At 63.8% G+C, this 19,282-nt stretch carries 16 protein-coding genes and 1 pseudogene; 2 read left to right on the forward strand and 15 right to left on the reverse strand.

Annotation, left to right across the window (positions count from 1 at the left end):
- Positions 1-12: 12 nt before the first annotated feature.
- Positions 13-150, reverse strand: a pseudogene (locus AU185_RS25475) (acyl-CoA dehydrogenase); the annotation flags it as partial.
- A 115-nt stretch (positions 151-265) separates the two neighbouring features.
- On the opposite strand from AU185_RS25475, the gene AU185_RS24460 reads away from it, so the two are divergent.
- Both AU185_RS24460 and AU185_RS00865 read left to right on the forward strand, forming a co-directional pair.
- A complete protein-coding gene (locus AU185_RS24460; protein WP_082683674.1) occupies positions 266-1,237 on the forward strand; it encodes an MDR family NADP-dependent oxidoreductase in 972 nt (323 codons plus the stop codon).
- Positions 1,238-1,336: 99 nt separating this feature from the next.
- The gene (locus tag AU185_RS00865; RefSeq protein WP_059100432.1) at positions 1,337-3,142 is read left to right on the forward strand and encodes an FAD-dependent oxidoreductase; all 1,806 of its coding nucleotides are present in this window, start codon (positions 1,337-1,339) and stop codon (positions 3,140-3,142) included.
- 11 nt (positions 3,143-3,153) lie between these two features.
- On the opposite strand, the gene AU185_RS00870 is transcribed toward AU185_RS00865, so the two are convergent.
- The 14 genes from AU185_RS00870 to AU185_RS00935 all read right to left on the reverse strand — a co-directional run bounded on the left by AU185_RS00870 (position 3,154) and on the right by AU185_RS00935 (position 19,246).
- Positions 3,154-3,588, reverse strand: coding sequence for a winged helix-turn-helix transcriptional regulator (locus AU185_RS00870; protein ID WP_059100433.1), 435 nt, complete (start codon positions 3,586-3,588; stop codon positions 3,154-3,156).
- 357 nt (positions 3,589-3,945) lie between these two features.
- Complete coding sequence (locus AU185_RS00875; protein ID WP_059100763.1) at positions 3,946-4,932, reverse strand: phosphotransferase family protein; 987 nt, start codon at positions 4,930-4,932, stop codon at positions 3,946-3,948.
- Positions 4,933-4,979: 47 nt separating this feature from the next.
- Positions 4,980-5,756, reverse strand: coding sequence for an SDR family oxidoreductase (locus AU185_RS00880; RefSeq protein ID WP_059100434.1), 777 nt, complete (start codon positions 5,754-5,756; stop codon positions 4,980-4,982).
- On the reverse strand, positions 5,753-6,973 hold the full coding sequence (locus AU185_RS00885; RefSeq protein WP_059100435.1) for an acyl-CoA dehydrogenase family protein: 1,221 nt from the start codon (positions 6,971-6,973) through the stop codon (positions 5,753-5,755). The genes AU185_RS00880 and AU185_RS00885 overlap by 4 nt, the downstream gene beginning before the upstream one ends.
- A gap of 58 nt (positions 6,974-7,031) precedes the next feature.
- Entirely contained in the window at positions 7,032-7,688 is a 657-nt protein-coding gene (locus AU185_RS00890; RefSeq protein WP_059100436.1) for a TetR/AcrR family transcriptional regulator, read from the reverse strand.
- A 47-nt stretch (positions 7,689-7,735) separates the two neighbouring features.
- The gene (locus AU185_RS00895) at positions 7,736-8,458 is read right to left on the reverse strand and encodes a hypothetical protein (RefSeq protein ID WP_059100437.1); all 723 of its coding nucleotides are present in this window, start codon (positions 8,456-8,458) and stop codon (positions 7,736-7,738) included.
- Between the two features lie 26 nt (positions 8,459-8,484).
- The gene (locus AU185_RS00900; protein ID WP_059100764.1) at positions 8,485-9,774 is read right to left on the reverse strand and encodes an NAD(P)/FAD-dependent oxidoreductase; all 1,290 of its coding nucleotides are present in this window, start codon (positions 9,772-9,774) and stop codon (positions 8,485-8,487) included.
- Positions 9,775-9,779: 5 nt separating this feature from the next.
- Entirely contained in the window at positions 9,780-11,093 is a 1,314-nt protein-coding gene (locus AU185_RS00905) for a saccharopine dehydrogenase family protein (protein ID WP_059100438.1), read from the reverse strand.
- 32 nt (positions 11,094-11,125) lie between these two features.
- Entirely contained in the window at positions 11,126-12,409 is a 1,284-nt protein-coding gene (locus tag AU185_RS00910) for a saccharopine dehydrogenase family protein (protein WP_286131844.1), read from the reverse strand.
- A 31-nt stretch (positions 12,410-12,440) separates the two neighbouring features.
- Entirely contained in the window at positions 12,441-13,976 is a 1,536-nt protein-coding gene (locus AU185_RS00915) for a class I adenylate-forming enzyme family protein (protein WP_059100440.1), read from the reverse strand.
- A 376-nt stretch (positions 13,977-14,352) separates the two neighbouring features.
- On the reverse strand, positions 14,353-15,516 hold the full coding sequence (locus AU185_RS00920) for an acyl-CoA dehydrogenase (RefSeq protein WP_059100441.1): 1,164 nt from the start codon (positions 15,514-15,516) through the stop codon (positions 14,353-14,355).
- A gap of 159 nt (positions 15,517-15,675) precedes the next feature.
- On the reverse strand, positions 15,676-16,782 hold the full coding sequence (locus tag AU185_RS00925) for an NDMA-dependent alcohol dehydrogenase (protein ID WP_059100442.1): 1,107 nt from the start codon (positions 16,780-16,782) through the stop codon (positions 15,676-15,678).
- Between the two features lie 22 nt (positions 16,783-16,804).
- Complete coding sequence (locus tag AU185_RS00930) at positions 16,805-18,316, reverse strand: aldehyde dehydrogenase family protein (protein WP_059100443.1); 1,512 nt, start codon at positions 18,314-18,316, stop codon at positions 16,805-16,807.
- 279 nt (positions 18,317-18,595) lie between these two features.
- Entirely contained in the window at positions 18,596-19,246 is a 651-nt protein-coding gene (locus AU185_RS00935) for a TetR/AcrR family transcriptional regulator (protein WP_059100444.1), read from the reverse strand.
- Between the last annotated feature and the right edge of the window lie 36 nt (positions 19,247-19,282).

Consider the following 19,282-nt stretch of genomic DNA (forward strand, 5'->3'; position numbering starts at 1 on the left):
AGCGCTTCGGACGGTGCCGAAGAGCGTGAGCACCTCCATGTTGCCGGTGTCCGGTGCGCTGCAGTTGCACGCTTCAGGAGCAAGGTGGCTGCGGCCCATGATTTCGGCCAGCGGTTCGTATTCAAGGTTGGTCAGCCCAGGCCCCCAGTCGCGCCGCGATTTCGGCACCGAATTCGCTGGGTCTGCATTCTGAACTCAGCATGTTATGGTCTTCCCATGTGCCATATACGAGCTTGGGACAGGGTTACGTTGACGGGTTCGGCCAGTGACCGGTCGGATCAGTCGCCAGGTCCATCTCGCTTCGCGACCGGTCGGCGCCCTGAGCGCCGCGAGTTTCACCGTTGCGGAGGTGCCGGTGCGGAAGCTCGCGAAGGGTGAAACCCTCGTCTGGAACCGGCGTATGTCGGTGGATCCGTACATGCGGCGGCGAATGAACGTCGGAAAGTTCGACCTACCGCCGTTTGAGGTCGGTCGTGCGTTGTCCGGCGAGGTCGTCGAGTCCCGGTCGACGACGGCATCAGTGGGTGCGTATTTGCAGCACCACGCCGGATGGCGCGACCTGGCGGTGGTTCGTGACACAAACGCCCTGGTCGTCGACCCGGGCATCGCACCGCTGAGCGCATATCTGGTAGTGCTCGGCATTCCCGGCCTGACCGCTTATGTCCGGTTGCTCGACGTTGCGGGCCTGTACCCCAGAGACACGGTGATTTCGTCCGGTCCCGCAGGCGCGGTCGGCGGTCTGGTGGGTCAACTTGCGCATGCGCGCGGTCACCGGGTTATCGGCAGCGCCGATAGCGCTGCTAAGCATGAATGGCTGTGCAACGAACTTGGTTTCGAGGAGGCGTTCGACTACCACGGCGGCGACGTAAGCCGCCTACTGAGCGCTGCCACCCCTGACGGTATCGACGTGCACTTCGACAATGTGGGATACAAACACCCTAAATCGACAACGCCAATGACAGAGCTGATCCGCGCTGTGGGGCACCATCGCCGATTACAACCAGTCCGTACCGAAGCCAGGCCTGTCGAATATGTTCGAACTTGTCTCGCGTCGCATCGCCATGCAGAGCTTCGTCATTACCGATCACCTCGACCGAAGGAAGCAGGTCCTCGACGATGTTGCGCCGTAGGTGCGCGACCGTGCGATCGGCTATCTCGAAACGATTCGGGTCGGACTCGCGCAGGCGCCGAAGGCGTTTATGCAACTTTCCGGCGGCGGCAACATCGGCAACGATGATAAGCAAGTTGTCCTGACAGATTCGACCGCGCCGCGCGCCTGGGTCGAGGCGGGTGCTCTGGCTCTTCGAGTAGCGAATACAGATGTGCAGGAGGATTAATGAACGCGACCGGGACCGGCGTGGAGACCGGAAATCTGGTGACTGCCGCAGAGTTCGACGATTACGGCGGCTGGGTGCTCGATTCTCAGTTCGAGTCGCAGATGGGTGCACCGTATCTTCTTGCGCACGGATTGGGCACGCCGGTCGCGGACGCGAGCGCGGTGATCGAGGTCGCCGTGTCCGGCTCCTACTACGTGTGGGTCCACACCAAGGACTGGGTTCCGTCGCATCACCCGGGTCGATTCACGCTGTCGGTCAACGGCTTCACGCTTGCCACGGAGTTCGGCGCCAGCGGCCGGGACTGGTCGTGGGAATCCGCCGGAATGATCGATCTGGCCGCGGGCAGCGCCCAGTTGGTGTTGCACGATTTGACCGGGTTCGACGGGCGTTGTGACGCGTTATTGTTCACCCGCGACGACGGGGCGCCCCTAAACGGCGCCGGACCGGACGCGCGGTCGTGGCGACGACGGTTGCGCGGCCTGCCGGAGACACCTGTCGAGGGAGGCGACTTCGACGTCGTCGTCGTCGGCGGCGGTGTCACTGGGTCAGCGGCCGCGCTTGTAGCGGCGCGATTGGGGTGTCGGGTGGCGTTGATTCAGAATCGGCCCTGTCTCGGGGGCAATGCCAGTGTCGAGATCGGTCTCACCCCGCGGGGTGAAACCGGCCCCCTCGTTGACGCGCTCGCCGCTCGCGGGACTGATGGTGATCTGCGGGCCCTTACGCTGCTGCAAGCAGAGCCGACCGCGACCGTACTGCTCGAACACACAGTGTATGACGCCGAGGTGTCCGACTCGCGTATTGTGTCCGTCGATGCCCGCGACGCGCGTACCGGGCGCGAAAGCCGTTATATTGCACCGGTGTTCATCGACTGCAGCGGCACTGCGATCCTCGGTCTGCTCGCCGGCGCCGACACCCTGTTCGGGCACGAATCCCGACACGAGTTCGGTGAACCGACCGCACCGGAGCAGCACCTGGACTCTCACCACGGGCACACCCTGTTCTTCCGCACCCGCATGGCCGAGCAACCTGTCTCGTTCCCCGACGTGCCCTGGGCAACTGAGGTCGCCAAAGATTACGCCAACCTCGGCGGTCAACTCGAGCGACCAGGCATTGACAACGTTCCCGGCCCGGTCGCGGGACCCGGGAAAACCCCCGACCCGGCGATCAGACGCCGGATGCTGCTGCCGCTCACACACTTTTGGGAATACGGTCAGACGCTGAACCCCTACACCGAGGGCGAACATATCCGCGACCATCTGCTGCGCGCGCTCTACGGCACCCTCGCCAATGTCAAGCGTCTCGAACCCGACACCTACGCGAATCTCGAATTCGATTGGGTCGCTTTCGTTGCGGGGCAGGGGGAGTTTCGCCGCTACCGCGGCGACTACATTCTGACCGAGAACGACATCCGCAACCACACACAGTTTCCCGACGCGGTGGTGCGCAACTCAGGACCGTTCTGTCTGCACTACCCCGGCGACGAGAAGTACGACTTCCGGCTCAAGGACTGGAAGTGGGACCGGCGCGACGATCAACCCTTCGACGTACCGTTCCGCTGCCTGTTCTCCGCCGACATCGACAATCTGATGATGGCCGGCAAGCACATCAGCGTCACTCACATCGCTGGGTCAGCAACGAAATTCATGGGCAACGGCGCCCAGCACGGCATCGCCACTGCGGCCGCTGCCTACCTGTGCGGAAAGTACGACACGACACCGCGCGGGATTTACGAAGCGCATCTCGAGGAGCTGCAGGACCTCACCGCGATCTTCACCGGACACAACGTGCGTGCCGCCGCTGTGTGACGAAACAGGTGTCACCTGTTGTGGTGCACGGTAATTCCGCGGCCGGTGTCAGGCAGCACGTGCCCGTGCTCGCAGCGAAGCGTCGCGCGCACCGCCGCACCGCAATCGGTATGGGTGACCGTCAACGGCGGACCCGCCGGACCAGCCAAATGCTTGTCGCCCCACTGCATCAACGCGGTCAACACCGGTTGCAGCTCCTGGCCGGCGGCGGTAAGCCGGTATTCCTGCCGGGTCCGCGACCCGGACGCTTGGTAATCCACTCGCTCGATCACCCCCGCCTCGGTGAGCGCGCGCAGCCTCATACCCAAAATGCCCCGTGAGGCACCCGTCGCCTCCTGAATCGCGTCGAAGCGGCGTACCCCCAGGAACACCTCGCGCAAGATCAGCAACGACCACTGGTGGCCCACCACTGTGAGCGCGGCCGCAACCGAACATTCCCTCGCCATGTTCTCAGAGTACCTGAGTATCGATTCAGGACTCAGCATGCGTACGGTCCGAGGAGGGCCCAAACTCTGACGGCCGCGGCGATGCGCGGTCGCAGTGGTCAGTGGGGCGGGTCGTTGGTGCCTGCTGTCGCGGACGCCCCGGTTAGGTTGATTGCCACCGAGGGCGCGAGAAGGCTCTTTTCAAGTGCTACTTGACGGTATCTAGCTGAGTGGCGGCAGTTCGCCTTCCCATGACGGTAAACAGATTTAGGCGACGTCTTTTTGTTCTTTGCATCGCAGCATCTCGCTGAGTCGGTGCGGCCGCGCGCCAGCGCGTATTTCAACGTCTGGCACTGTCATTCCTTTCCGTCGACAAGTTCAGATCCCCGCAGCGCCGGCGATCTCCAGAGCTTTGTGCACCAGCGTGTCGATCCGCTCGAGGGTCGGCGTTCCTGCTGCGCCCTGGTTCTGCGGCTCCTCTATCGCCCGGCGCATCACGCCTTCGGCGATGATCGCCAACTTCCACAACCCGAGAACATGCCAGTACTGCAGGGTGGCCGCGTCGCGGCCGCTGGCTTCGACATAGAGCCTCGCCATCTCCGCACGATCGGGAAATCCCAGCAATGTGGACGGCGCGAAGTCACCACCCATTGTCTCGCCGGGCTCTGGCCAGTAGGTGAGCAGGGTACCCATGTCGGCGAGCGGATCGCCGAGCGTGGACAGCTCCCAGTCCAGCGTCGCGACCACCTCGCCGGTCTGCGGGGAGGTGACCAGGTTGCGCAGATGAAAGTCGCCGTGTACCAGCCTGATCTCGTGTTGCTCGGGAATGGCTGCCGTCAGCCGTCGGGTGAGCTCATCGAGCTCGGGTAGCTCCCGAGTCTTGGACAGTTCCCATTGCCCCGCCCATCGCTTGAGCTGTCGCTGCGCGTACGGTTTGCGGCTGGCCAGATCCTCAAGCCCCACCTTCGCGAGGTCGACGGCGTGGATCTTGGCCAAGGTGCGCGGTAGGGATAGGGCGATCTGACGACGCTGGCTCGGCGTCAACGCGCCGGCGACCTCCATCGTGTCGACGACCAACCCATCGACGAACTCCATCAGCACGAGCGGCACCGCGGAGGACTCTGAAGCCGCTGTGACGCCCAAGATTCGGGGGACGGGCACGTCGGTGTCCTCCAAGGCGGCCATGATTCGGGCCTCACGCTCGACGTCGTGAGCTGATGCCAGTAGAGGACCCAACGGCGGGCGACGTAGCACCCATGCGGAACCAGCTTCGTCGGTGACCCGGTACGTCAGATTTGACTGGCCGAGGCCGATCCGATGAAAATGCAGGGGCACAACGAATTCCACGCCCAGCCTGGTGAGCATCCGCGCCACCGCATCGGCGTCGACACCGATCACCTCCACGGTTTCAGTCAATTGACGGCGCCGTTCCGGAACAGCCTGGCGTCACCGAGGCGCTGACCGCCGTCGATCACAAAGGTTTCCCCAGTGACCCAGCTCGCCGCGTCGGAGACGAGGAACGCGATCGCCGACCCGACGTCGTCGGGTTCACCGATGCGCGCCAGAGCAGTGGCCGAAGTCAGCTGCGCTTCATGCGCTTTCCACAGCGCCTCGGCCAGTTTCGTGCGCACCACGCCCGGCGCGACAGCGTTGACACGCACCTTCGGTGACAGCTCGAGTGCCAGTTGCTTGGTGAGGTGAATCAGCGCTGCCTTCGATGCGTTGTACAGTCCGAGGTTCGCTTCGAAACCCAGCCCGCCGATGGACGCTGTATTGACGACGGCTCCGCCGTGCTCGCCCATCCATGCCCGTGTCGCCAACGACGTCCACAGGATCGGCGCCCAGAGGTTCACGTCGAAGGTCTTGGCGAAGCGGGCATGATCCTGGTCGATCACCGGACCGAAAGACGGGTTGGTGCCGGCATTGTTGACCAAGATGTCGACACTCCCGAACCGTTCGAGCGTCAGGTCGATGCAGCGTTGGGCGGCTTGCTCGTCGACGGCATGCGCGGCTACGCCGAGCGCGTTGCCGCTCACTTGGTCGGCTGCGGCATCCGCTGATTCCTGGTTACGCGACGTCAAGACGACGTTGCCGCCCGCTACCGCAATTGCTTGCGCTGCAGCCAACCCGATGCCTCGGGAGGCGCCGGTGATGATCGCGGTGCGCCCCGTGAGATCAAGGTGGGTCATGTCGCCGCTCCGTCTCGATGTTTGCGCAACTCCTGTTTGGCGATGGCGCGCTTGTGTACCTCGTCCGGGCCATCGGCGAGTCGCAGCGTGCGTAGGTGTGCCCACGCCGTCGCCAGCGGAAAGTCGTCGGTGACGCCGCCGCCACCATGCACCTGGATAGCCCGATCGACGACTTGCAGCGCGATCTTCGGCGCGGCCACCTTGATCGCCGCGATCTCTGTACGGGCCTCCTTGTTGCCGACCGTATCCATCAGATGAGCGGCTTTGAGGGTGAGCAGCCGGATCATCTCGATCTCGATGCGGGACTCGGCAATCCAGTCCCGAACGTTGGCGTTTTCGCTGATCGGTTTGCCGAAGGTGACACGCGACTGGGCTCGTCTGCACATCAGCTCGAGCGCCCGCTCGGCCATGCCGATCGCGCGCATGCAGTGGTGGATGCGACCAGGGCCCAGACGGGCCTGGCTGATCGCGAAGCCCTCCCCCTCACCCTTGAGCACATCTTTCGCAGGTACCCGGACATCGTCGAAATCGATTTCGGCGTGCCCTTCGCGGTCGTGGTAGCCGAAGACCGGCAGGTTGCGCCTCACCGTGATACCGGGGGCGTCGATCGGCACGACCATCATTGATTGCTGACGGTGCACCGCAGCGTCCGGGTCGGTCTTGCCCATCACGATCAACACCTTGCAATTGCGGTGCATCCCGTTGGAGGCAAACCACTTTCTTCCGTTGAGGACATACTCGGCGCCGTCACGGACCATCGACATTTCGACGTTCGTCGCATCCGAGCTCGCCACCTGGGGCTCGGTCATCGCAAACGCCGACCGGATAGTGCCCTCCAGCAACGGTTTGAGGTAGCGCTCCTTGTGTTCCTCGGTGCCGAAGAGCGTGAGCACCTCCATGTTTCCGGTGTCCGGTGCGCTGCAGTTGCACGCCTCGGGAGCAAGGTGGCTGCGGCCCATGATCTCGGCCAAGGGCGCATACTCGAGGTTGGTCAGCCCCGGCCCCCAGTCGCGATGTGGGTGGAAAAGATTCCACAGACCACGTTTTCGCGCCTCTGCCTTGAGTTCCTCCAAGATCGGCGGGTGGAAGTGCGGATCGCCCGACTCCCGCATCTGCTCGTCGTAAACGGCCTCGGCCGGGCAAATATGCGAATCCATGAACTCGAGCAGATCCGCCTGGTACTGCTGGGCACGCTCGGAAACATCAAACAGGGACATGAGCCCACCTCTGATTAGTCGAACTGACAACACGCGTCTGGTGTCAACACCGGGACGGCTAGGAACGCGTCGCACGGCGTCGGCGCTGCGGACGCGACGCCTTAGGGGACTTCGGAACGGACTCACTCCCGTACACAGCCGACACCCAAATGCTGTAGAGCACCTCCGCGACGCGCTTCGGGTCTGCCTGCGGCGCTCGACCCAGCGCCTGGGTCAGATAGCGTTCATCCATCCAGACGAGCGCCCGCGCGGTTTCCTCGATGTCGATATCGGCTCTGATGAGTCCCTCGGCCTGATCCGCGGCGAACCGTTTGGCCGTCGCATCGATGAATCGTTGGACCATCTGCCCGTAGGCGGCCTCCACCTGCGCGTCGCCGCCGGCCGCGTCGGCCAACGCGCTCAGCACCGCGCCGTGCCTCTGATACACGTCAGTCAGACCCTCGAACGCCGCCCGTGCGTCGTTGTGTAGGTCGGTACCGACCAGCCACCGATCGACCATCTCGGAGAGTTCCTGCCCGAGGTCTTCGACGACACGGAGCGCGAGGTCGTGGCGGTCGCGAAAATGCACGTAGAACGCGGGTCTTTTGAGCCCCGTCCGGCTCATCACCGCTTCGACGGTCATCTCGCGAAATGGCCTCTCCCGCAAAAACTGTTCGGCCGCGTTGAGGATCTCGCGTTCCGACTCCTTGGGATCATGCTTCGGGCGTCTGCTCATGTGTCCTCACAAGTCCACGACGATAGCGATGCTCGTCAGTTGCTATGTCAGCTCGTCTGCCGTGACAGGTCCCCGGCGAGGTTCGTTGCGTTCGTTCGTTGATTGTGATCGTGCAGTGCGCGATAGGCGAAGTAGTAGACGGTCAGCTGGAGCCCCCAGGTCGCCAGCGCCGCGATATAGAACAGCGTCCGGTTCTCGTCGTCACCGGGTATCCAATAGAAGTCGTATGTCGCCGCAATAACGGTGCCCATGGCTGTCACGAGAGCCACCCGCACTGCATGACCCCGCTCACCGATATTCCACAGGCGCGCAGCGAAATAGAGCAGGAATATGCTGGTGAGAACATTCACTACGACGTAGAAGACTGCGCCGGCGAGCCCGATGTGATGCGTGACGGGATCCGCCGTCCGCAGGGCGTAGACCGTCAACAGCAGCCCGACCACCCCGCCGAGCGCAAAGACACCGATATCGACTGCGCGCGAAGGCTTGTAGCAATGCGTGACCGCCATCAGACCCAAGACCAAGATCAAGGTGATTCCCACCGACCTGGAGAACGCATCCAAGAAGATTGCGAGGCGAAAACTCGCACTGTCCTGGCTCAGTTTGAGCATCCCGAAAATCAAGAAGTTGACCCCGGAGCTCCCGACGATGATCCATTCGAGTCCGAGCAGATAATTCTTGTACTTCCGAATGAACTTCCACCCGAACGTCAACCCGGCGACGATCATGAGGATATCTGCGAGTGCGAAGAGCACGCCTCTGATGTCCATGTCTACTCCCTGATGGTGGTGGGCTGTTATACGCGGGCCAGCCGATCGAAAACCCGATCGGCGAACCACCCGAGGGTCAACGCCGGCTGGCTGACGAAGCTGGGCCAGAATGCGCCGGTGTGCCAGATGGTCTGCAGGTCCGCAGGCATCGATTCCCCGGAGATTTTTCCGGCGAGCAGGTGGCCGACGTATTGAGCTTGGGCGAATCCGTGCCCGTTGCACGCCAACGAATACAACACATTGGGCGACGCCTCGCCGGCCACGGGCAACCAAGTGGAACTCATTCCGATCCAGCCGCCCCAAGCCTGTTGCGGCGAGACGTCGTGAAGCCCGGGAAAGCGCTCACGGAAACCGCGGACAAGGTCGTTGACGACTGGCGTGGACGGGGTGCGCGCGAGAAGCGGTCCCTTGGTGGTCTCAAGGCGCCGGGTGCCGAACACGATCGTATTCCGCGAGGTAACCCGGTAGCTCTCCAAGATCATGTGTGCGGTCACCATCGGTGCGCGACTGGTCCAGCCGATGGCGTCCAGGCGTTCGGGGGCGATCGGCTCGGTTTCCACCAATGAGGTCCACACCGGGGACACCAGCCGACGAGGCGTGATCGAGAGGTTCTTGTTGTAGGCGTTGGCGGTGAGCAGCGCCTGCTTGGCGTGCACGCGACCGTTGGTGGTCTCGATGGTCACGCCGGTGCCGCTGTCGGTGACGTTTCGAACGGGACTGTGCTCGAATACGCGCGCGCCCGAGGACAAGACGGCGTCGCGCAGTCCGAGGACATATTTCGCCGGGTTCAAGATTCCGCCGACGCCCTCTCGCATGCCGCCGAGGAAGCCCTCGGGGAGGCCCGCGTCTCGTCCGTCGACGAACTCGGCCGACGACCCTGCTTCCGCCATGATCTTTGCGTTGCGTCGCGCCTTGCGGAGCTGGCCCTTCGAAACCGCGGCCTGCACGATGCCGACCTTCTCGAAATCGCAAGCGATGGAATGCTTCTCGATCGCATCCTGGGTGAATTCCACCGCGGCTTCGGCAAATTGGAACAGCGCGCGGACCTTACTGCGGCGGAACAGCAGTGCCAGCAGTGCCGGGTCGGCCGCGATCGAGTTGGTGACGTAGCCCGCGTTGCGTGAGCTCGCGCCCCACCCGCAGGTCTCGGCTTCGAGCAGCACGACGTCGGCACCGGACTCGGCCAGGCGCAGCGCTGCGGTCATCCCGCCGACGCCGCCTCCGATGACGGCGACGTCACACGTCACGTCCTCGGCAAGCGCAGGCTCACCCCTGGTGGGCAGCTCGGCCCAACCGGTTTCCGTCAAGAGTTCCATGATTGTCACGAACCGGTGACGCTCGCCCGCGGCGAGGTCACTGCTGTGCTCGGTGTGACCACTGCCTCGACGACCTCATGCAGTGGTGACCCGCCAGTGGCTGCGAGTGCCTCGTAGAACGTCTCCGGGTTGGCCCAGTCCTCCGGCGCCAAGACTCCTGACTGTCCGCCCAGTTCGTCGATCGCTAACGCCATGAACGCGGCGGTAGCCGCACCAGTGAGCGATGCCATCGTGGTCCAGGCGGTACCGGGCCCACTCACAGGTGCGCGCCGCACCGAAACCACCTGCTTCCCATCGCGTTTGCCGGTCACTCGCACATAGTTGGTCCCGCGGAACGGGGGGTGCTTGCGAGCCGCCGACGTCGCCAGAAACTTCACCACCTCGGCCGCGCTGATCTCTCCACGGCGAATCGTGCCCCACAGCCCCGACAACGCGTGCCTCCACACCTTGGGTGAGCCGGTCTTGTCGGTCAGGAGGTCGTTGATGAAGTCGATGGCTTCGTCCATCGAAATCTTGCCCTCCTGCACGGCCACTGCGACGCCACGCATGATGCCGTTGGTGGGGGGCGGATCGAGCGCACCCAGCACCCGAATCCGGTCTGCGCCCGGCCAGCGCCGCGGCATCGTGACGGGCTCCGGATGCGCGCACTCGTAAAGACGATAGGAATCGCCAAGGGTATTGCCCAGCGCGAACACATCCGTCTCCAGAAAGGTCTGATGGGTGACCGCGCGCCCGTGCTCCCAGGTCTGGCAAGGACCGGCAAACCCCCGAATCGCGTGATCGAGGACCGCACGCCCAAACGGGACCGGGCCCTCATCACCCGTCACCCAGCACACATCGATGCGTTCGACTGTGTCGACATCGCGTGCCGCATCGGCCGCCATCACATTGGTAAACCCGGGTGACGCACCGCAGCCGATGAGGATCGGCACGCCGGCGTCCTTCGCCCGGGCATCGAGCTCCATCGCCGCACGCGTGCTCGCCTCGTCGTCATCGAGGTCCAGATAGGGCACCCGCTTCTCGATGCACGCCTCCATGACCGGCTCTGCGGTGCGGTTGTACGGGCCGGCGCCGAGCACGACGAGTGCGGCGCGGTCGATCGCGTCACGCAGCGCCGCGCCGTCGAACAGGTCGAACGAGCCTACTGTCGCCGACCCGGCGGGCAAACCCTTGACCAGGGCGTCGAGGGCTTCTGGCCGGATGTCATACAACTCCAGCTTCCAGTCCATGGCGCCGGCCGTCTTCGCGAAACGGTCAATCGCGACACGGCACATCTCACCGGCCGCTCCAATGAACACGATCCTCTTTGCAGTGGGCATGGCACTATCCTATTGGCTGTACTTACACGGTGTCAATGACTTTGTGTAACCGAATTGTCGAGGATCTCGTCGCGGGGGGTGCCGACACGTTGCAAGGCCTTGTAGAACTGCTCCGGCTCAGCCCATTGCTCGGGCGTGAACACACCTGCACGGGTTCCCGGTTCCTCGTCGAGGGCCACCAACATGAATGCGGCGCAAGCTGTTCCGGTCGCGGCGGCCATATCGGTGAACAGGTAGGTGCCGGGCCCGCTAACCGGGGTACGACGGCTGACAACCGTCGGCAGGCCGTCGCGGAGGCCGGTCACCTCGACCTTCAGACCGGCCTTGTAGCGGAAGGTGCGGCCTGCCGCCGACAGGGCAAGGAACTTGATCAGCTCGGTACGCGTCACCTCCCCCGTACGCACCAGATTTCGCAATCCGGCCAAGGCGTGTCTCCAGCCTTTCACGCTGCCGAACTTGTTGGTCAGCAGGTCTTCCAGGAAGTCGATGGCTTCGTCCATCGGCATCTGGCCCTTCTGCACGGCCAGCCCGACACCGCGGACAAGGCCGTTGTAGGGCGCCGGGTCCAAACCACCGAAGCAGCGAATGTTTTTGGCGTTCGGATACTTTCGCGGCAAGGTCACCGGCTCCGGGTGGGCGGTCTCGTGCACCATCGTCAACCCGAGACCGCCACCCAGCTCGGTCCAGCGGGTTTCCACGAAGGACTGGTGCATTACCGGTCCACCGTTCTCCCAGGTCATGCAGGGGCCGGCAGCGACGCGCAGCATATGGTCGAGAACGGCGCGACCGATGGATCCACGCTCGTCGCCGACGACCCAGTACACATCGATGTTCTCGACGGTGTCCAGCTCGTCGGTCGCGTCGGCGACCAGTACGTTGGTGATACCGGGCGATGCACCGCAGCCGATGTACATCGGCACACCGGCGGCTCGGGCATCGTCATCCAACGACAGTGCATGCAGAGTGCTCTCGATGTCGTCGTCGAAATCCAGATACGGCACCTTGGCCGCCAGACACGCCTCCATCACGGGGCCCGCGGTCCGGTTGTACGGACCGGCACCGAGCACCACGAGCGCGGCGCCCTCGATGGCATTGCGAAGCCCCTCGGCGTCGTAAAGATCCAGCCGTGCGGCGGTCGCCAGCCCGGACGGCAGCCGCTGCACCAGCCGATCGAGGAGCTCGGGACGAATGTCGTAAAGTGCCAGCTCCCAGTTCCCGCCGGCGACGGCGAACCGTTCGATGGCCAGCCGGCACATCTCTCCTGCCGCGCCGATGAAGACGATTCGTTTGGTGGCCATGGCCTCTGTTTCCGGCATTGTGCATTCTCCTCGAGTGACTGGTTGCTGACTAGCGCAGCGCAGCGCCCCACTGGACGTGGTCGCGTAGTTGGTTCTTCAGCAGCTTGCCTGCGGCGTTGCGCGGCAACGCGTCATCCACGACTACCGCGTACTGCGGAACCTTGAAGTCAGCCAGCTGGTTTCGGCAATGAGCGATCACCGCCGCGATGTCGATGCCGGAGCGGTCCGCGGACAGTACGGCGCCGACCTTCTCGCCCATCACCTCGTCGGGCACGCCCAGGACGGCGGCGTCAGCAACACCGGGAGCCGACAGCAGCACCGCTTCGACCTCCACACTCGACACGTTCTCTCCGCCACGATTGATGATGTCTTTGGTCCGATCGATGATGTGTACGCGTCCGGCCTCGTCCACGCGAACCACGTCGCCGGTGTGCAGCCAGCCGCCCACGATCGCTTCCGCCGTGGCGTCGGCCCTGTTCCAGTAGCCGGTGGTCACGTTGGCCCCGCGCACCACCAATTCGCCTGTGCTCGGGTCGTCGCCGATCGGTATCACGCCGATATCCACCGAGGGCACCGCGTATCCGACGGAATCCGCGTGCTCGGCCGCATCCTGGTCGGGAAGGACGGTAAGCAATGACGCCGTCTCGGTCATGCCGTAACCGTTCATGACCTTTGCCTGTGGGAACGCCGCCTTCAACGATTGCACCAGCGACGGTGCGATCGGGGCGCCACCGTATGCGACGGCACGCACCGAGGACACGTCGGCGGCGGCGAAACTCGGGTGCCGCAGCAGCATGGCGTACACCGCGGGCACCGTCACGAGCAATGAGATCTGCTCTGCCGAGAGCGTTTCGACCAGCTTCGCCAAGTCGAGTGCGGGCATGATCACCGACGCGCCGCCGACGTAGGCGGCGACAAGCAACTGCGAATTGCAGCCCGTCACATGGAAGAGCGGCACGGAGATCAGCGTGCGCAGACCCTGCCCGACATCGCTTGGCATCCCCAGGCAGCGGATCATGTTCTCGGCGTTGGTGATAAATGCTTCGTGGGTGGTCGGGACGCCTTTAGGTCGTCCGGTGGTTCCCGAGGTGTAAAACATGGCGGCAACGTCTGTGGCGGTGAGGCCGTCGGCGACGTAGGGGTCGCCGTCGGGCAATGCGGTGTCAGCGCTGAGATCGGCCTTCACACCGGCGTCGCTGAGGACGTAGTCGACTTCAGGCTGGGCTGATCGCGTATTGACCAGGACCGCGATGCCCCCAGCCAGGACGATGCCCCAGAAAGAAAGCACCCAGTTCACGCCCGCGGGATATCGCACCGCGACCCGATCCCCGCGCTCTACGCCGTGGGCGCGCAGTCCCCCGGCCACCCGCGACGCCTGCTGCCACAGCTGCGCGTAGGTCAGCCGGGTCCCGCCGAGTTCGACGACGGCTTCGGCGTCGGGTCGCGCGTCGACATGCACACGCAGCATGTCCAGAAGCGTTGCAGGCACATCGATGTAGTGTGCGATTCCATTCGTGTCGCGCGTCAGATTCGACTGCGGAAAGGTATTGCGCGCGCGCGGTATTTCGATGACTGGGCCGGGCATGGCGTCACTGAGTCCGTCCCGCGAGCCGGGGGCGATTGCCCTCACTCGATCGCTCAGCGCGCTTCCTTGCGCCAGCGCCGGCGTGTAATGCGCCGATCATCAGCGGTATGAGCACCGGAGACAGCACCAGAAGGAGGATTGCGACAGGGGCGACATATGGCATGGTTTCACCGACCTTCTGTCCGTGTACGAACAATTGTCGTTGTTTTGGATTGTTGAAACTCTTTGTGCACGAACGAGCGTTCGGGAGAACGGCATTCTTGGTCGCCCAGCCGCGGCGCGGTTCTTTGGCTCTGGGCCAATCTCGACTCGGGTTCGAGTTTAGGGGCTTCGATCACCGGTGTCAATCCCCCTCGAAAGCCGTAGATGTTTCGCTTCAGCGCAGTAAAGCGCGCGACATCACGACACGCTGGATCTGGTTGGTTCCCTCATAGATCTGGGTGATCTTGGCGTCGCGCATCATGCGCTCGACCGGGAAGTCGGTGGTGTACCCGGCTCCGCCGAACAGCTGCACCGCGTCGGTGGTCACCTCCATGGCAACGTCGGAGGCAAAGCACTTGCTCGCTGCGGAGATGAAGCCCAGATTCGACTCGCCCCGCTCGGCGCGCGCCGCCGCCGTGTACACCATCAGCCGGGCGGCCTCCACCTTCATCGCCATGTCGGCCAGCATGAACTGCACTGCCTGAAAATCGCTGATGGATCTGCCGAACTGTTTGCGGTTGCCGGTGTATTCCAGCGCCGCATCCAATGCGCCCTGCGCGATGCCGACCGCCTGCGCACCGATAGTCGGTCGGGTGTGATCAAGGGTGGCCAGTGCGGTCTTGAAACCGGTGCCTGGCTCACCGATGATCCGATCCCCAGGCACCCGGCAATTCTCGAAGTACAGTTCGGTGGTCGGGCTGCCCTTGATGCCCAGCTTCTTTTCCTTCGGCCCGACGGCGAAGCCTTCATCGTCTTTGTGCACCATGAACGCCGATATCCCGTTGGCGCCCTTATCCGGCTCGGTGACTGCCATCACCGTGTACCACGTCGATTGGCCGCCGTTGCTGATCCAGGACTTGGCACCGTTGAGAATCCAGTCATCGCCGTCGGCCTTGGCGCGGGTGCGCATCGAGGCGGCGTCGCTGCCGGCCTCGCGTTCGGATAGCGCGTACGACGCCATCGCCCCGGCCGCGACCTCCGTGAGAACCTGCTTCTTCAACTCCTCGGAGCCGCGCAGGATCAAGCCCATGGTGCCCAGCTTGTTGACCCCCGGGATCAGCGAGGCCGAGGTGTCAACACGCGCAATCTCTTCGATGACGATGCAGGCCGCCACCGAATCCGCTCCCTGCCCGCCATATTCCTCCGGGACATGGACTGCGTTGAAGCCGGCGGCGTTCAGTGCGTCGTGCGCCTCGTGTGGGAAGCGGGCGTTCTCGTCGACATCGGCAGCGTATGGTGCGATTTCCTTCTCCGCCAATGCGCGAATCGCCGCTCGCAGCTCTTGATGCTCCTCAGGCAACTGAAACAGATCGAACATCGAATCTCCTTGTGTAGTCATTGTGGACAGAGGGTGCTGTGCGCCGGTCGCGACTCTCGGTAGGTGATCCGTCGGTCGCCGTGGACGATGGCAGACTTGTCAGGGAACATCCGCGCTGATCGGTGCAGGAACGTGAGCGGCGTTAGTTCGGCGAATGAAACAGCGTTGACGTCAGCCATGTCAGTGAACGATGACGCCGCGAATGTTCTTGCCGTCGCGCAAGTCCTGGTAGCCCTGGTTGACGTCCTCGAGGCGGTATTTCGTCGTGATGAGTTCGTCGAGCTTCACCTGGCCGGCGTCATAGAGTCGCAGCAGCCGCACGATGTCATATTGCGGATTGGCGGACCCGAACAGCGTTCCCTTGATGGTCTTTTCGTTGAGGGTCAGCATCATGCCGGAGACGTGGATCGTCAGCTTCTCGGGGTTGGCCAGGCCCGCGACGACGACCGCGCCGCCCTTGCCGGTGATGTCGAATGCGGCCGTAACGACCTCTTCGTCGACGACGCCGACGGTGACGATGGCCTGGTCCGCGCCTTGGCCCCATGACAATTCGTTCACCTTCTCGGCGGCCTCTGAAGCCGTGGCGAATGCGTGTGTCGCTCCCAGCTTCAGTGCGGTTTCGCGCTTGAACGCCACGGGGTCGACGACGATGACGTACTTGGCGCCGGCGTGTGCGGCCCCTTGGACGGCATTGATTCCGATGCCGCCGATGCCGTAGACGACGGTGATGTCCCCCGGACGAACATTTCCGGCGTAGGTCGCGCTTCCCCACCCCGTCGGCACACCGCAGCCGACCAGCACCGCGGTCTCCAGCGGTAGCCAATCGTCGATCTTGACGACCGAATGCTGGGAGATCGTGGCCTTCTTGGCGAAGGTTCCGAGCATGCACATCGCACCGAAATCCTGGCCACCGCCGTGAAATCGGAATGTTCCGTCGGGCATGCAGCCCTCGAGGATCGTGGCCCCCATGTCGCACAGACTCTGTCTGCCGGTCGAGCAGTACCGGCAGTGGCCGCAGCTCGGGATGAAACTGCACACGACGTGGTCACCGGGTTTGACCTTGGTGACACCGGGGCCGATGTCTTCGATGATGCCGGCCCCCTCGTGCCCGCCAACGATCGGGAACCGGGGTGGTAGGTCACCATCGGTGAGATGCAGGTCGGAGTGACACAGACCGGCGGCGGTGTAGTTGATCAGTACTTCGCCTTCACCAGGACCGTCGAGCTCGAGCTCGATGATCTCGAATGGCTTGCCCGTCTCTAGAAGTACCGCGGCTGTGGTTTTCATTGGAATCTCCTTCGTGCAAAGATCAGAGGGCGACGTTGACGGCTTTGGTCTGGGTGTACAAGTCGATCGCGGACGCACCTAGTTCCCGTCCCCACCCGGACTGCTTGTATCCACCGAAGGGCATCGCGGTGTCGAAGCCGTTGTACTGGTTGACCCAGACTGAGCCGGCCTTCAGCAGGCGAGCCGCCCTGTGCGCCTTGGAGATATCGCGGGTCCACACCCCCGCGGCCAGCCCGTAGATCGAATCATTCGCTGCTGCGATCGCTTTCGCGATACTGTCGTCGGCGTTGAATGGCATGGCCGCCACGACGGGGCCGAAGATCTCCTCACGCACGACGCTGAATTCCGGTCGCACATCAACGAATACCGTCGGTTCGACGAAGTAGCCCGTCTCGCCCCAACGCTTCCCGCCCGTGAGTGCCCGTGCCCCGTCGGCAAGGCCCTCCAGCAGGTAGCCGGTGACTCTGTCGAATTGGTCCTGGTCTACCAGTGGGCCGAGCTGCGTAGTCGGGTCGAGGCCAGGCCCGATCGTCACCTGGCTTGCGGCCTCGGCGACGGCACCGGTGAACTCGTCGAAGATCTTGTCTTCCACAAGCAGCCGGGTCCCCGCGACGCAGCATTGGCCGTGGTTGAACAGCCATGCGTTCACCGATCCTTCGACAGCAGGGCCAAATTCGGCGTCGGCGAAAACGACGTTCGCACTCTTGCCGCCCAGTTCGAGGGACACCTTCTTGAGGTTGCCCTTCGCAGCCTCGAGGACACGCTTGCCGACTTCCGCCGATCCGGTGAAGGCGATCTTGTCAACGGCGTCGTGCGCGGCAAGTGCGGCACCGGCGTCACCGAAGCCGGTGACGATGTTGACTACGCCTGGCGGGAATCCTGCCTCGGTGAAAAGCTCGCCGAGCAGCAGCGCCGTCAACGGCGTCTGCTCAGCAGGTTTGAGCACCACCGTGTTGCCCGCGGCGAGGGCCGGCGCCAGCTTCCACGTGGCCATGAGGAGTGGGAAGTTCCACGGCACGATGAGCCCGCACACACCGACCGGCTCCCGCAGCGTGTAGGCGTGGAACTGCGCACCGGGCGCGAACGGCATCGACACGCTAGGTGTCGATCCCTCGATCTTCGTCGCCCAACCGGCGTAGTAGCGGAACACATCCGCCGACCAGCTCGCGTCCACGGTCGTCGCAATGCCCGCGGACTTGCCGTTGTCCAAAGCCTCGAGCTGGCCGAATTCCTCGGCGCGCGCTGAGATCATGTCGCCGACCCGCCACAGCAACCGCTCGCGTTCGTTCGGCTTCATCCACTGCCACGGACCCACGTCGAATGCGCGGCGAGCGGCCCGCACGGCCCGATCGATGTCTCCACGTTCTGCGTGGGCCACCTCGACCAGCGCATGGCCGGTGGCGGGGTCGTAGGTCGGAAAGGTTCGGCCCGAAACCGCATCGACCCAATCGCCGTCGATGAGGAGCTTCTTCGGCCCGCCGTTCAAGAACGATCGGATGTCATCGTGGATTGGATAGTCGGCGAGCGATGTCATGTGCGGCCTTCCGTCTCGAATCTCACCCGCGCCCGGGCAACGATCCGGCTGAGTGCCCCCCGGTCACCCGCGCCGAGTTGTCCAGTCACGTCATCAACCGTTCATGACCGAACCGGCGTCCAGCGGGGGTGTTCTATATCGATGTCGAATCGGGATCGAGTTTATGCCGCGTGCTGAATGATGTCAATGCCCGCCCGTTCCACATTCGGTCAACGATCGATTGAGTCGGAACAACCTGCAGCCCAACGGGTTAGGTGGGGAAGCTCCGGCGGAATCCGATTACGACGCCGCGGTCTTTCGCCGACGCTGCTTCGCGTACGTCTCCAGATAGGCGGTGATGAGACGTCGCGCTTCATCGATCGTCTCATCGTCGCCGGCCGGGGTGAACCGGAACGCAACGTCGAAAAGTCGGTTGCCGGCCTCGAATGCCAGCTGCGCGACGAGCTCCGGCGTATCGGCACGAAGGAGGTTCTGGTCTATGAGAAAGGCCCAGAATCGCTTCGCCTGCGATTCGTCGAATGCGAGTGCCAGTTCGTTGAGTATCGGGCCGCGACCTGCGAACCACAACTGGAGAAAGGCCGGATGCTCACGGAAGTAGTCCAGGTACGTATCGACGCCCGCGTCGACGGCTTCGCGCAACGTGCGCAGCTTGGGCTTGTCCATCGCTGCGGCAAGACGCGCGTCGAGCTCGCTGAGATGGCGCTGCACGACTTCGGCGTCGACCTGATGACGGTCGGCGAAGTAGTGGTACACCGACGCGATCGGGATACCGGCCCGATCGCTGATCGCCTTGAGCGTCGCGGCCTCGTAGCCGTGCTCTTCGAGTAGCGACTCGGCGGCGTCGAGGATCGCCTGCACTCGCTCGATCCCTCGCCGCTGCACCGGCGCTGGCCGGGCGGGTATCTGAACCGGCCGCCTAGTCTCGAACATGATTCGAGATCGTATCACTTTTCCTCTTCCGTTCGG

It is taken from the genome of Mycobacterium sp. GA-0227b, assembly GCF_001499855.1.
Classification (GTDB): domain Bacteria; phylum Actinomycetota; class Actinomycetes; order Mycobacteriales; family Mycobacteriaceae; genus Mycobacterium.

What these genes read in the sequence shown, in the direction of transcription:
- AU185_RS00865 (WP_059100432.1), top strand. Translation starts at nt 1,337, where the DNA reads ATGAACGCGACCGGGACCGGCGTGGAGACCGGAAATCTGGTGACTGCC.
- AU185_RS00870 (WP_059100433.1), bottom strand. Translation starts at nt 3,588, where the DNA reads ATGGCGAGGGAATGTTCGGTTGCGGCCGCGCTCACAGTGGTGGGCCAC.
- AU185_RS00875 (WP_059100763.1), bottom strand. Translation starts at nt 4,932, where the DNA reads ATGCTCACCAGGCTGGGCGTGGAATTCGTTGTGCCCCTGCATTTTCAT.
- AU185_RS00880 (WP_059100434.1), bottom strand. Translation starts at nt 5,756, where the DNA reads ATGACCCACCTTGATCTCACGGGGCGCACCGCGATCATCACCGGCGCC.
- AU185_RS00885 (WP_059100435.1), bottom strand. Translation starts at nt 6,973, where the DNA reads ATGTCCCTGTTTGATGTTTCCGAGCGTGCCCAGCAGTACCAGGCGGAT.
- AU185_RS00890 (WP_059100436.1), bottom strand. Translation starts at nt 7,688, where the DNA reads ATGAGCAGACGCCCGAAGCATGATCCCAAGGAGTCGGAACGCGAGATC.
- AU185_RS00895 (WP_059100437.1), bottom strand. Translation starts at nt 8,458, where the DNA reads ATGGACATCAGAGGCGTGCTCTTCGCACTCGCAGATATCCTCATGATC.
- AU185_RS00900 (WP_059100764.1), bottom strand. Translation starts at nt 9,774, where the DNA reads ATGGAACTCTTGACGGAAACCGGTTGGGCCGAGCTGCCCACCAGGGGT.
- AU185_RS00905 (WP_059100438.1), bottom strand. Translation starts at nt 11,093, where the DNA reads ATGCCCACTGCAAAGAGGATCGTGTTCATTGGAGCGGCCGGTGAGATG.
- AU185_RS00910 (WP_286131844.1), bottom strand. Translation starts at nt 12,409, where the DNA reads ATGCCGGAAACAGAGGCCATGGCCACCAAACGAATCGTCTTCATCGGC.
- AU185_RS00915 (WP_059100440.1), bottom strand. Translation starts at nt 13,976, where the DNA reads ATGCCCGGCCCAGTCATCGAAATACCGCGCGCGCGCAATACCTTTCCG.
- AU185_RS00920 (WP_059100441.1), bottom strand. Translation starts at nt 15,516, where the DNA reads ATGACTACACAAGGAGATTCGATGTTCGATCTGTTTCAGTTGCCTGAG.
- AU185_RS00925 (WP_059100442.1), bottom strand. Translation starts at nt 16,782, where the DNA reads ATGAAAACCACAGCCGCGGTACTTCTAGAGACGGGCAAGCCATTCGAG.
- AU185_RS00930 (WP_059100443.1), bottom strand. Translation starts at nt 18,316, where the DNA reads ATGACATCGCTCGCCGACTATCCAATCCACGATGACATCCGATCGTTC.
- AU185_RS00935 (WP_059100444.1), bottom strand. Translation starts at nt 19,246, where the DNA reads ATGTTCGAGACTAGGCGGCCGGTTCAGATACCCGCCCGGCCAGCGCCG.